The sequence below is a fragment of the Paenibacillus sp. FSL R5-0713 genome, assembly GCF_037973325.1.
Lineage (GTDB): Bacteria > Bacillota > Bacilli > Paenibacillales > Paenibacillaceae > Paenibacillus.
The window spans coordinates 1355282-1369284 of record NZ_CP150229.1 but is presented as its reverse complement, the minus strand read 5'-3'; the positions used below and the strand labels follow the sequence as shown (position 1 = coordinate 1369284).

Sequence of the window (14003 nt, the reverse complement as noted above, 5' to 3'; positions counted from 1 at the left end):
AGATATGAAATGGAATCACTTCAAGTCCAAGCTTCTGCTTAAGTACACACTATCCTATATCTCCATCTTCCTTATCCCTCTTGTTATCCTAACCATCATTATTTATCACAATGCTGTGGACACACTCCGTTCAGAGATTGAACAGACCAATGTTAATCAGCTCACTCAAGCCAAAACGGTCATTGATGATCGCATGAAGGAATTACAGGACATCGCGTTTCGCATCGCCTATGATGAGCAGTTAACGCGGTATTGGACCCACCATCCGTACTATAGCCGGGAATCCATTAACGCATTAGTCAAATACAAAGCCACCAGTTCCATTATTGATGAGTTATTCCTGTTCTTCCGCGGAGATGATAACATCTACTCTTCTCAAGGCTCGGAGAATCTGGATGTATTCACGGCCCGCTACAAATTTAATACCTGGAACCAAACGGACATGATCCGGGATTTGAATAACGTCCCGTTCCCCACGATACGACCAGCCGAGCAGGTCGTCCAAGGAACCCGAATCCCCAATTCCATGCTGGCCTACCTTGTACCGATTGCACCTAACAATACACCCGCCCATGGAACCGTCATGTACCTGATTCACGAGTCCAATCTAACAGGCTTAATTGATTCCATCCTGAGTGATTATCACGGGATGACTTATATTTTCGATAATTACGGGCAAGTACTGGCAGCCAATTACAAAGGAGAAATCATATCCGAACAGGAAGTCAGCGCTCTGTTTTCCCTTGAACCCGGTACGCACAGCATCTCCTTAAATCAAGAACCCCATTCGGTTGTATCCGTTAAATCGGATGCGGGTTGGACCTATGTCACCGCTATGCCAAGCAACCAGTTTTTCAGCCGAATTGTCCATATTCGCACCTTTATTATCCTTGTATTCTCGTTTGTGGTGACGATGGGCACGATCCTTGCCATCATGTTGGCCCGAAGACAATACCATCCCATTTCAGACTTAATGGAGTTCATTCGGTTGAAAAATGATCCTGATACTTCTTCAACCACCAACGAACTGGAATGGATCAAGAAAACACTGCATGATTATAGTCAGCGCGTAGATCTTCAAGAGCCCTATGCGCGCAATCATATTTTGCTCATGTTGCTGAAGCACGGTCATACCGGAGATTTCCCTGCTGAATTTACGGATAAGCTTGGCATACACTTCAACCGATCCCATTATTTTGTCATGACCATGGGCTGGGAGATGCATGCTTTACGTATCGGGGATGACCCCGAGCAGCCTACGGTCATGCAGCTGATGAACGATGTGGAGCTGCCGGAGTTGTCTGCATATGCTTACGGTGTGGAGTTGCCACAGGCAGACCAATTGGCCCTTATCGTGGGATTCGATGCAGAAATTGGGCATGAAGGTAGTCTCAATGCCCGTATGGAGCCTATTGTTGAGAAACTGCAATGGATGGTAGCAGAACACACCGGGGTCGCGCCCGCAATCGGGATAGGCAATCGATACACTTATCCGAAACAACTGAATCAGTCCTACATCGAGGCATCGACCGCTCTGGAAGCATCGGTGCTGCACGGACAGGGAAGCAGTACATACTTTAACAACCTTTCCGGTTCCGCTGTGCAGGATTCTTCCTTCTGGGTCCCTAAGGATGTGTTATTAAAGCTGGTCCAGAGCTTAAAACAGGGCAGCTATGATGTGGCGGTTCAGATGGTTTCGACCGCGTTGAACAATTTGAAAACTGAAATGCCATCTGTACCGCTACTGCGTTGCATCTGCTTTGATATCCTAAATACCATGCTCAAAACCGCCTCGGAGCTTGGAATCCATCATGTGGTTGATCAACTTCCAAGGATCACGTCCTATGACTCATTGGAGGATCTGGAGAAGAAGCTGACAGGCCTTGCCGCTGAAATCTGCGCTCATGTCGAGGCGAAGAGTGAGACGGAAGAAAGCTCACTGATGGATGAAATCGTTGCTTATATTGATGCCAATTACTCGGATTATGACCTCAGTCTGGGTACGATCTCATCAAAATTTACAATCTCTTCATCCTATTTCAGTCGTTCTTTCAAAGAAAAGATCGGCATGAATTTCACCCAATATATCTGGCAAAAACGGGTGGATGAGGTCATTCGGCTACTGCTGCATACAACCGATCCGTTAAAGGATATCATCACCCGCGTCGGTTATCTGGACACACCAAACTTCATCCGCAAATTCAAGAAAGAAACAGGTTATACCCCAGGGCAATACCGTAAAATGCACCGTCCCAACGGCTCTGCCGATTCCCCAGATGATGATGACGAGGAGTGTATTGGATAAATGGAGATATCACCTCTGTGACGCAGTGCGTGATTCATTAGACCAAAATAATGCAAACAAGGGGCCGTTCCATAAGTCATGCTCTTGACTTATGGAACGGCCCCTTCGTATGTTTTTAGTCCATATACATAATCTGATCCGCCTGATCCGATTTACTTATCCTAGTTTCCAGCCGGAAAATAATGAAGTCCTTGATGCAGTGCACCAAGCAAACGGTGGGTCGGATCACAGCCGTACTCCCAGAACATGATGCCGGCCAGACCTTGATCCTTTACGTAATCACATTTGCATTGGATCGATTCTTCATCATCATACGATATGAGACTGGACCCATTGAACAGAAACGGTGCACAAGCTTCCTCATCCCAATAACGGGTATAACCATTCTTGTTGATGTACTTCGCTTCCAGTTCGGCAAAGGATGGGCCGTAGCCGCCTGTGCTGCCAGCCATTTGATGAAGCCCGTGGTTTCGATCAGGAACCTCATTCCAGATCCGGGAATAGAACGCAGCTCCGATCACAATCTTCTCCTTCGGGACACCAGCGCGAACAAACTGGGCCACGGAAGCATCCGTACTAATTCGAAACAGATCTCCTGTTGACGTGTACAGATTCGTATGGTGTCCGGTCAGAACCTGAAAACCGCCGCGCATATCATAGGTCATCAACTGCACGTAGTCCAGATACTGCTGCACCTCGGCCATCTCTGTACCATCAACGTAGTATTGATCAGCCCCTGCCGCAATGGTGAGCAGATAATGACGACCATCCACTGCGCCCTTGGTATCCATCGCCTCCCGAATCGTCTTGAGAAGCAAGGTGAAATTCCGTTTATCATCAGGGCTGGATGCAATACCGGCTTCACCGTAACAAGGATATTCCCAATCCAGATCGATCCCGTCAAAAGGATATTCCTCCAGCACCCTAACCGCCGATGCAGCCATGCTCTCCCTTCCAGACTGGGTTGAGGCGGCTTCGGAAAAACCGCCCGCACTCCATCCACCTACAGACAACAGCACCGTAAGATTCGGATGATTTCGCTTCATGTTCGCGATCACATGGCCATTTTTTAAATGCTCGATAGTGATCGTATCATTCTTAACATGTCCGAAGGCTACGTTCAGATGTGTTAACTTCAACAGATCCTCATGTGTCATGTCAGGAAGATCAGAATCCACGGCATAACCTGCAACAATATATTTCGTCACCCGCTTCACTCCAATCCATTCGATAATTGTGTTATCGCAGCAGCTATCTGCAAGGCTTCCTTCCCAGTACCGATCTTGTACCCGGAAGCCGAGTAACGAATCTGAAGCTGGTTATCCAGCACAAACAGATGTGGGTAGCCTGCTTCGTGAGCTGCAGGTTTCGAAATGAAACCGGACAAGGAAGCATAATTGGAATCCCGTACAAAAACTGTGCATATTGGCAGCTTAGGATAACCAACAGGGTCAAAGGAAGCGTTCCATTCCGTGTCTCCAATTATGAGCACGATGGGGATGCCCAACTTATCCAGCGGCTCTGCCAGCTCGCACAGTTCACGAATCAGATGTTTCGTTGGTTCACGCTCAGGTTCAATCCAGGCAGCTATGGCGCCCTCCGATCCCAGAAGTTCTTCCAACTCCACCTCTGAACCATTCAGATAGGTCAGTATACTTCCTGGTGCAAGTTTACCCAGTACAGGAATATCAACCTCAATCTCGCGATAAGTTAACACAATCTCAGTTGTATCTCCGGCATTCACGGTAAAGTACACGAAGCGTACGTTTACCGTTCCATCTTTTAGACGAATGCCTGTCGTTAAGCGATAAGCGCCCGGTTCAACCTCATATGGCTCGCTATAGACATCCGTACTGCCATAAGGATATATCAGTGTCTTATATATACCATCTTCCAGACGGGCAAACGAGAAGTTCTCAAAATAAGATGCTGCAGGGGTATCCTGCGTAGATTTTGGATCTCTACAAAGCTGGAGCTTTCCCCAGGTTGTACTTCCCTGAGTTGGAGGTAAGGTGAGACTAAACACCACGTCCTCCCATCCTCTATCGCATAGATACTGTGGTTTCTGAGCGCTCGGATGTAATCGGGCCGGAATACCCAAACTGCGACATACCGCCACAAACAGTATATCCAGCGACTGAGCGTCTCCCTTCATTAGACTAAACGTTCCAATCGGATTCCCTTTGCCTTTTAGATTAGGAAGATCGTCATAGTATTCATATTGCTGTTCCAGCATTCGGACAAGTGTCGAGGGATTCTCCCTGAACGCTGCTGTCTCATCTGCCGAAAATGCATTCTGGAATACACTTCGATAAGGGACCAGCATCTCATAGGAGATCCGCGGACAGAGGATGTATCTCACAAACGTATCTTCCGCCCATGTTCCTTGCTGCGAGAGCGCACCAATCAGATGATCGTGCAGCGTCTGGCGAGAGGTATCAATTAAATCTTTTTCATTCATCGACTCCAGCAGACGAAGCGGCCACTCACCGTATACATTGGAGCATTCCTCTATGAAAGCTGCAATTTCACGACTGTTGCCTCGTGCCTTCTGGAGAATATCCCACACCCGCACCTGGGGTAGTCCAACCGAATGAGCCAGTGAGACGGCCTCCTCTTGCCTCAAGAAAGTATCCTCATACTCGCTTCGGGTCTGTGCTCCTTCCTCCAGACGACGATTATGAATCTGAATCTGCTCTTCCGATAACGCAACCGTGTTCTCTCCACCCCCTTCTGGAGGAGGAACCATATCAAAGTCCACGCTCCCTGCCGGCTGCTCTGACGAATCCAGCACAAGCTCTACATGGTCGTTCCCCTGAGCCTTGAATAGGATCTCCCTCCACTTACCCTCACTGACCGCACGAATTAACAGGTCGCCATAGCCTGTCTTTAAGGCCACTTCCCCTTGTGCGTCCGTCCTCACTTCGGCAATCGGATAGAATTCCGCCGCATTATACAGCTCAAAACGGACGCTGGCATCGGGTACGGGTTCTCCCTGCTCATTGTTCACTTTCACATGAATGGTGCGTGTCGGTGCATAATTCTCAAGCAGATTAATTTCCGTAAATCCCTTTTCGGAGAGCGTTATATCCTCCGGTCCGGGATAGTTGGCATATATTCTCGTATTAATGAGCATGGCCCTGCGGGCTGGCGGACTGAACCATCCTTGATTCAGACGGGCTTCCGGCTCGCATGCCCCAATGTAATACCAATGACCATCTGCCCAAGCTTCTACCCAAGCATGATTACTGTCACAGTGAGCCCAGCGAGGTGTATAGACCTGACGGGCAGGAATGCCGATGCTGCGAAGAGCGGCCACCGCCAGCGTGGATTCTTCGCCGCATCGACCACGAGCATTTCGGATCATTGTCTGCGGTGATATCGTACGCAAATCACTGCCAATATAAGTCGCTTTCTCATGACACCAGTAATTGGTCTCCAGAATCGCATCTGCCATGGATAACTTCGCTGTCCGCTCAGCTAATTCGTCATAGATAAAACCGCGAAAATCTTCAATATTCTCCGTATTTATCCGATAAGGCAACACAAAATGAAGGAACAGATGATCCGGAACGCGATCTCCCCAAGGCACACATATGCGGGTGTCCAAAGCCCGGCGCACATGACTCAAGAACAAGTCCCCGTTATAATCAGCCATGTCGTTTACCGGCATATAGGCATAGACATATTTCAACGCCCATGTCTCTTCTTCCGTTAGCTCCTGCTGAAAAATATCAAACAACTCCGATTTGCGGGCCTCTGCAAACTGCACCTTCTCTTGGAACTTCTCCTCGATCCTCGCCAAAGACTGTGCATCAAGGGAAAATATCAAGGTTTGACTGGTCATTATGTTCTCACTCCTTCCACAGCTTTCCGTCTTCCCGAATACAGATTAAGGCCGTGCCGTTCGAAGAAGGCGCAGTAATCTGAAACAGGCTGCGCGTCGTTTCAATTACAGGCTCACAACTCCACGAATCCTCACCCATAAGCAACTTCATATCTTGGGTAAATTCGCCATGGGTTTCATAATAATTGCGTTCACGGTAATAGAGCTTGCGAAGCTCCCATTTGATTCGTTCATCTTCCGGCAACGCAAACGACTCATCCGTTCCGTCATCCGAGAATACAACATACCCCCATAACTCCGGGTAGTGCATGTTAATAATGCCGATAGGTGACCACACCCAGTTGTCCTCCGGATAAGGTCTGCCTGTCTCCGGATTCAGCACCTTACGGTACTCACCGCCCTGTACCTCGGTCTGCCACTCCACACGTGAGAAGTTGACACGCCAGAACTCACCTGGTTCAGGTGGACGGTTTCCTTCGGCACATTCCTTTAGACTGGTCCAGGGAATCGCGACTTCCACACTCCATTTCCGGTTATCCGCCCCAGGATTGTTCAGTTCTCCATCGATATATACGGCCGTCTTGAGACCGCTGATATCCCAACCGTTAACCGGTGGCCCACCATCCCGATAAGGCTTCACCAATAACAGATCCCATACCGTATTGAGCGCATTGATCTCGAACTCATAATATTGATGGGAATCCCCGTCAGGATCGATAAAAATCTCGAAGTCATTATCATAGAAAATAACGGAATCACGCTCAGTCAAGGTAGCCCATATCTGATCTTCCATCAGCTCGGCAGCAAAGTAGAAATAGTCGTCATCCCACAGCATCTTTACCCGAGTCTGTTTCTCTGGCTTCGGACGAAGATCACCTTCGATATCAACGAAATCATCCGTCCAAGGGGCCGCCTCCCAAAATGCCTTATCCACACGGCCGTCTAACACCAACGGTTCTTGCGCACGCTTGCATATATAATGTTTGGGAGCATACTCAATCCTGGGCTCTGGCACTCCACTTCTGTTCATGTCACTCTCTCCAATTCGTAAGGGAGGGCATGCATCTATCGGCACACGCCCTCCCCGTAATGGTTAGTTATGGGTGACAACGGCTCCAGCGCCGCCGTACATTTCCAGTTCCTCATCGAATTCAAGCTTAAGAACGGTCACCTGTTCATGTGTGTCCTCCGGGGTCATCTTAATCCACGTTGTTCCCGGGATATTGAACCAAGGCACGCCCCCATGGATCTCATGATGAAGCTCTTTGCCTGAATGCAATACGGTAATCTTTTGGATCGGATTGCAGAGACCTTTGATGCACACATTCTCTTTTGGATCATCATACACAAACAGATACAACGTCTTTCGGTCCCCGGATACCGTGCTGCCCCCCAGATAATAGCGGGACATAATGCCTTCACCCGTTCCGAAGACAGCCTCCTCATGGGTTCGGATCCAAGCTCCCAGCCCAAGCAGAATATCCTCCTGCCTCTGATCGATGGTGCCATCTTCACGCGGACCAATATCCAGCAACATATTACCGCCCATCGAAATGCAATCACAGAACATCCGAATGATCTGATTCAGAGATTTATATTTATAATCAGTTGGTACATATCCCCAGGATGTGTTGATCGTGGTGCAGAATTCCCAAGGTCCCTCCGGTCTTGTAATCGGAATGCCCTGCTCAGGCGTTTTGTAATCCCCATACCCTTGAAGGCGGGAGTTGATGATGATTTCCGGGTTGAAGGAGTGCAGGTAATGCTTGAACTCCGGCAGATTCCACTGCTGTGCACTCCGTTCCCAATCCCCATCAAACCATAGCAGATCCACCTTTCCGTAATTCGTTAATATCTCCCCTAGTTGATGGTTATTGAATTGCAGGAACTTCTGCCACTTTTCCTGATCCTGAACACCGTCCACTGGACTTGAATACGGGTTGGCATCGCCGAGATCGTCCGGCACTTTTCAACCTTCATACACGCTAGGATAATCCGGGTGTGACCAATCAATAAGTGAGTAATACATCCCCAGATGAATCCCTTTCTCACGGATCGCTTCCGCATACTCCTTCACGATGTCCCTATTCGCCGGTGTCTGTTTGACGACGTTCAGGTCACTATATTGCGTATCCCATAATGCAACGCCATCATGATGCTTCGTTGTCAGTACCGCATACCGGGCTCCAGACTTCTCAATCAGGTCCGCCCACTTCTCTGCGTTGAATGCCGAAGCCGTAAACCCATTCAGTTGCTTCATATATTCATCGTAGGACACCCTGCCGTTATAGAAGGACCAAGACTCCGCAACCCCGTCTACCGCATAGATGCCGTAGTGGATGAATATCCCCAGCTTGGCTTCTTCAAACCATTTTTGCATATCTGTTCACACCTCCCCCGAGCATTGTGATATACGAAAAATATGAAAATCACTGAAGCTTGCGGTTATCTTTCTTCCTCCCTGGGAAATATGTTGGATCGACAGACTTTTTTTATTGCCCGGAATTCCAGCGGTCGTATGCTCCCTGATACAGTTCGATGATACGGTCACTGCCCATTTTCTTCATCTGTGCAATGTACTTATCCCAGTTCTCAAGGGGTTCCTGACCCGTCACAAACTTTGCTTCCATCTGCTTGACGTACGTATCCAGGTCAGACAATAGAGCGGTGGCTTCGCTTTGCTCTTCATTTGTCAGATAAACGTTAGGAAATGGTGCTTTACCAATAGGTACCAACTTCTCTTGATTCTGCTGGTCAATCCACTCATCAAATTCGGTGCGAAGACCCTTCGCTACTTCGGGATCATTAATGCCCGGTGTCAAGATACCAAAGTTCGGCGTGATTTTACCGCGGTATTCCTCACGATCCCCACCCCCAGGAACGGGAAGCCACTCTTTTACGTGATTTTCCTTGTCTTTGAATTGCCATAACACACCTTCCGGACCTTGATTGAACAGAGTCGCACCTTCATAGCTGTACAAGTAATCGATCCATCGCATCGTCGCCTCAGGTGACGGGTTACTGCTCGTAATAGCAAAGGTACCGCGAGCCGACATACCCGGGTGTTTGCCGTATACCGGAGAGTCTGCTACCTCACTCTTCACGGGTGTCATCAGCGGATGATCCGTGCTAGGTTCACCACCGAGCGTGAAGTATGGATGGTAATCGTTGAACAGTGCAAGTTTGTTGCTTACACCTTTTGCTTTTTTCTGATCGCCTGTTTGAGAGAAGGTCTCATGATCCAGCAAATCTTCTTTCCACAAGCGATTCATGAATGTCAGATACCCTTTATAGCCTTCTTCTTGATAAGGGTAGTGAACTTTTCCGTCCTTATCGGAATAGATACCTTCGTTGTACATCCCCCAGAAGCCGAAGAAAAACATGCGAAGATCATCCAGTTTTACAGAAGTTAGCGGAATCTCATCTTGCTGGCCATTGCCATTCGGGTCTTCTTCTTTGACACGCTTGAGATACGTATACAATTCTTCCGTGGTCTTAGGCTCTTCTACGTTAAGTGCCTTTAGGAACTCCCCGTTGTACCACATTGGGCCTCTATACCACACAGCGGCTTTATCAATGAATGGGAGTGCATACATATGTCCATCAGGTGTTGTAAATGATTTGCGGACATCCGGGTTCTCATCGAGAATCTTTTTGATATTCGGGGCGTAACCTTCGTCAATGTATTTCTCCAACGGGATCAGGATGCCTTGGCTGCCATATGTCACCTGCTCGGCTGGCTTGAGGTCCGCAGCATAGAACATATCCGGCAAGTCCCCGCTGGCAAATACCAGATTTTTTTTCGTTTCAAAGCTGTCGATCGGTGATAGCTGGTATTCCAGCTTGATGCCCGACAATTTCTCCATCTCTTGCAGCACAGGCATTGTGCTCCAGTCGGCTACACCCGCATCCTGGGACATGACCTTCAGCGTTAGTGTTTTGTCTACAATGGGGAAACCTTCTTTTTTGACCCCCTCAATTGTGGAGGTCGCACTTCCTTCTTCATTGGTTGAACCACAGGCTGCAAGCAATGTTGCGAATAAGGTGAGACAGAGTGTAATGGATGAAGCCTTGCGAAGCTTTTTCATGACAACAACTCCCCTTGTTTAATGTGGTATATGGATTAAGATCAGCCCTTAACGGAACCGATCATAACACCCTGGACAAAGTAACGCTGAAGGAATGGATACACTGCAATGACAGGAAGGGTCGCAACAATAATGACAGCATATTTAACCAGTGCAGCAATCTCCGCTTTGGTATTCATCGCCGTTGCTGAAGAGGTATCAATGGCTCCTCCCCCTTGAGCTGCCATTTCCTGAAGCACGAGAATCTGCCGCAGAAAGAGCTGCAACGGATACTTGGAAGAATCATTTAGATAGATCATGGCGCTGAAATAGCTGTTCCAGTGTCCGACTCCATAAAAGAGTGCCATCACTGCAATGATTGGCATGGAGAGCGGAAGCACAATCTTGATGAACAACCGGGTGTTGGTACACCCATCAATATGCGCCGCTTCCTGCAGCTCCTTGGGAATCGTCGATTGGAAGAACGTACGACATACGATAATATTCCAGATGGATGCAGCTCCAGGCAGAATAAGTGCCCACATGCTGTTCACCATACCAAGATCCTTGACTAGCAGGTAACTTGGGACAAGCCCTCCGCCGAAGAACATCGTTACCATAAACATCGCCATGAAGAATCCGCGCCCCACAAAATCCGAGCGGCTGAGCGCATAGGCTGCTGGTAACGTGACAATCAGGTTGACGATGGTACCTACGACAGTGTAGATGATTGTATTTTTGTATCCGATCCAGATGTTGGTGTTCTCAAACACTCGGGCATAGCCCTCAAATGTAATTCCTTTCGGAAGTAACCACATCTCCCCGGAGCTTACGTATTTGGGATCACTAATTGAGGCACTGATAATGTATAGTAGCGGATACAACACAATCACGAGCGCCACTGTCAGATAGATGTAATTGCACACTAAGAACACCTTATCGCTTCTGCTTTCTTTCACTGCGGATGACATGTGTATTCCCTCCTTTTACCACAGGCTGTTTTCACTGGTACGACGTGCGATCTGATTCACGGTAATGAGCAGAATCGCATTAACTACGGAGTTGAACAATCCCACCGCCGTGGAGAAACTGTACTGTGCATCCACCAGACCCGACCGATAGACGAAGGTTGAGATGACATCGGACGAGCCCATGTTCAGCGGATTTTGCAGCAGCAGGATTTTCTCGAATCCGACGCCCAAAATACTGCCCATATTTAGAATTAACAAGATGGTGATCGTAGGAATGATGGCTGGTATGTTAATATGTAAAATCCGTTTAAACCGGCTCGCACCATCCACCACAGCCGCTTCATGCAGTTGCGGGTCTACGCCAGATAGGGCAGCAAGGTAAATGATCGTGCCCCAGCCTGCGCTTTGCCAGACTCCGGACAGTACGTACACTGTTTTGAACCACGCAGGGTCCGTCAGGAATTGAGGTGCCTGAAATCCAAGGGCTTCCACCAAATTGACAATCATGCCTGATGAGGGAGACAAAAAGGTAATGATCATGCCCGACATCACAACGACCGAAATAAAATGCGGTGCATACGTGACGGTCTGCACAGTACGCTTGAAGAAGGAATCCTTCACTTCATTGAACGCTAACGCCAGAATGATCGGCAGTGGAAAACCTATAGCCAACTCATATAAGCTGATGCTAAGTGTATTCCATAGCAAATCCCAGAAATAATAAGAATTGAAGAAACGGATGAAATGATCGAATCCGACCCATGGGCTTCCCGTGACACCAAGCGTTGGAATAAAATTTTTGAATGCAATTTGTATGCCGTACATCGGACCATAATGGAATATCAGAAAGTATAGAAAGGCTGGCGCGATAAACAGATACAACTCCCAGTTTCGAATCATCCTTCTCCCTAATTTATTTTTCTTACTGCTCGGATTGGTGTATACCGATAGGTTTTGCGACAAGGTGGACTTCCCATCTGGTTGCATCAGTTGTTTCCTCCTTTTTTGGTAACGCTTACATACCGAGTTTATGGTTCATTTCCCCATCAGTAAATATGCCATTTCAACCTTTCCATATAAAATCACCGAATATACTGTTACAACAGGGGTTTACACTTATGTTGCCAGCTTGTCATTGTCATTTTGGGGAAGTAAAACATGTAGAATTTGACCGGTTTCCCTCCTTAAGTGTCATTTAGGATTCCGTCACATGAACCTGGAAAGATGTCAGATCTTAAATGAGGTTAGAAAACAGGCATTAAAGTCAAAACCCACATATACGATCAGATACCGTGTTCATGTTTACAAGCATCATGCTGAATGTGGAGGTTTACAGATGTTACCGATGCGAAATTATGTAATATTACCTATCATACATCTATCGCATTTTACAAGCCCGTCATTGCTTGCTTTTATTCTATATTTCTCCTGTCTCTTTCGTATATATGTTGTTTTTATCTTTGCGTGCAGGATACAAAAACGCTTATAAACATTGATTTTTCGAAGTTATATGTGTAGATTTTGCACAAGGTTTGCACGCTTAGACCCATAGATATTTGGGAAAATACTATTTAAAAATCACCGATTTCATAACATGAATTGGCCTTATAACCCAAGCAGTTATCCATTCAATTGATTTAAATGTAATATTATTTTTCTTCAAATGTAATATAAGTGAACATATAAGAACTTTTTTTACGTTTGAAGTCAAATAAAAAAACCACTCTCCATACGTATGGAGAGTGGTTTCCAGGATACAATTCGTTTATCCAGGATAGTTTATAGGGTTTGCAGTGAATTTACTTGCCTGAAGGTTGAGCTTCTGCCGTATATCCTGTTGGGATATCCGTTTCTGCAGTCACATTCGTGATAACCATCGGATACATCATGTCCGGGTCAGGTTGAATAATGGAATAGAGCACGATCGCGCGTCCATCCTTCTCCAGTTTCACATCATCAATCTTCAATCCATAACCAGGGTGTGGCATTTCAGCACTGAGTTTAACTTTGGTTGTTTTGTCATCAACCTTCGTTGTAGTCACTTCAGGTACGATCGCTTGTTGGCCTTCACCTGGATTGGTTGGAGCCGGCTCTGCTGAGCCGCCATTGCCGTGTTTATCCACGAATTCGAGTGCATTGAAGATCATGCTTGCAGCCTCCATACGGGTAAGCGACTGATCTGGACGGAAATTACCGTCCTTATCCAGTTCAATGATGTTCATGTTCAGCAAGTTCTGGACCGCAGATATGGCGTCCTTACCGATTTTATTTTCGTCCTTAACAAGATTATACTTCATGATGACTGGATAATTCCCGGTTGTGTTAATACCTTCATGAAGCAAAATAACAAATTGCTCGCGTGTCATTTTGCCCTGCGGGTTTACTTCTACCGGAATAGACAATCCATTTTGGGTAGCGGCCTGTACAGCATCCGCATACCATGTGTCCGGACTAATTTTATTCTGAGCGGCAGACGCCGCGTATGCATTTTTCAGACCAAATGCATTCACAATCAGTTGAACACCCTGTGGCTCGGACAATGCAAGATCTGGACGGAACAGATCCGCTGTTACTCCGTTAATCACACCTTTTGTTTTCAATGAATCCACAATCGACTTCTGACCCTCATCTTTCACATCTGAGAAAGCAAATACGGATGCACCTCCTGCTGTCAAAGAAACGCAGAGTGCAAGCGTTGCAGCCAATCCTTTTTTATGTTTCATTTCCTGGCACCTCCATATGATTAGTAAAGCCTATTTTTTACCTCTTCATTCCTACAGACGGGGTACCTCTAAAAAATGTTTCAGTAATTT

8 protein-coding genes and 1 pseudogene are annotated in these 14003 nt (G+C 47.1%); 1 reads left to right on the top strand and 8 read right to left on the bottom strand.

Annotation, left to right across the window (positions count from 1 at the left end):
* Window positions 1-4 precede the first annotated feature (4 nt).
* Window positions 5-2305 carry a helix-turn-helix domain-containing protein gene (locus MKZ12_RS05985; RefSeq protein WP_339259311.1) on the top strand — a complete coding sequence of 767 codons (2301 nt, stop codon included), beginning with the start codon at window positions 5-7 and terminating at the stop codon, window positions 2303-2305.
* A gap of 161 nt (window positions 2306-2466) precedes the next feature.
* Here MKZ12_RS05985 and MKZ12_RS05980 read toward each other — a convergent pair whose 3' ends face one another.
* From MKZ12_RS05980 to MKZ12_RS05945, 8 genes and pseudogenes are all read right to left on the bottom strand, one after another.
* A complete protein-coding gene (locus tag MKZ12_RS05980) occupies window positions 2467-3513 on the bottom strand; it encodes a glycoside hydrolase family 18 protein (RefSeq protein WP_339259309.1) in 1047 nt (348 codons plus the stop codon).
* A gap of 5 nt (window positions 3514-3518) precedes the next feature.
* Window positions 3519-6152 (bottom strand): transglutaminase domain-containing protein, encoded by a 2634-nt coding sequence (locus MKZ12_RS05975; protein ID WP_339259307.1) that lies wholly within the window; start codon window positions 6150-6152, stop codon window positions 3519-3521.
* A gap of 7 nt (window positions 6153-6159) precedes the next feature.
* On the bottom strand, window positions 6160-7182 hold the full coding sequence (locus MKZ12_RS05970) for a carbohydrate-binding family 9-like protein (RefSeq protein WP_339259305.1): 1023 nt from the start codon (window positions 7180-7182) through the stop codon (window positions 6160-6162).
* Between the two features lie 63 nt (window positions 7183-7245).
* A pseudogene (locus tag MKZ12_RS05965) lies at window positions 7246-8532 on the bottom strand (alpha-L-fucosidase).
* Between the two features lie 112 nt (window positions 8533-8644).
* A complete protein-coding gene (locus MKZ12_RS05960; protein WP_339240164.1) occupies window positions 8645-10240 on the bottom strand; it encodes an extracellular solute-binding protein in 1596 nt (531 codons plus the stop codon).
* A gap of 41 nt (window positions 10241-10281) precedes the next feature.
* Window positions 10282-11190 carry a carbohydrate ABC transporter permease gene (locus tag MKZ12_RS05955; protein WP_105600785.1) on the bottom strand — a complete coding sequence of 303 codons (909 nt, stop codon included), beginning with the start codon at window positions 11188-11190 and terminating at the stop codon, window positions 10282-10284.
* 15 nt (window positions 11191-11205) lie between these two features.
* The gene (locus MKZ12_RS05950; protein ID WP_339240163.1) at window positions 11206-12177 is read right to left on the bottom strand and encodes an ABC transporter permease subunit; all 972 of its coding nucleotides are present in this window, start codon (window positions 12175-12177) and stop codon (window positions 11206-11208) included.
* Between the two features lie 812 nt (window positions 12178-12989).
* Entirely contained in the window at window positions 12990-13913 is a 924-nt protein-coding gene (locus tag MKZ12_RS05945; RefSeq protein ID WP_339240162.1) for an S-layer homology domain-containing protein, read from the bottom strand.
* Between the last annotated feature and the right edge of the window lie 90 nt (window positions 13914-14003).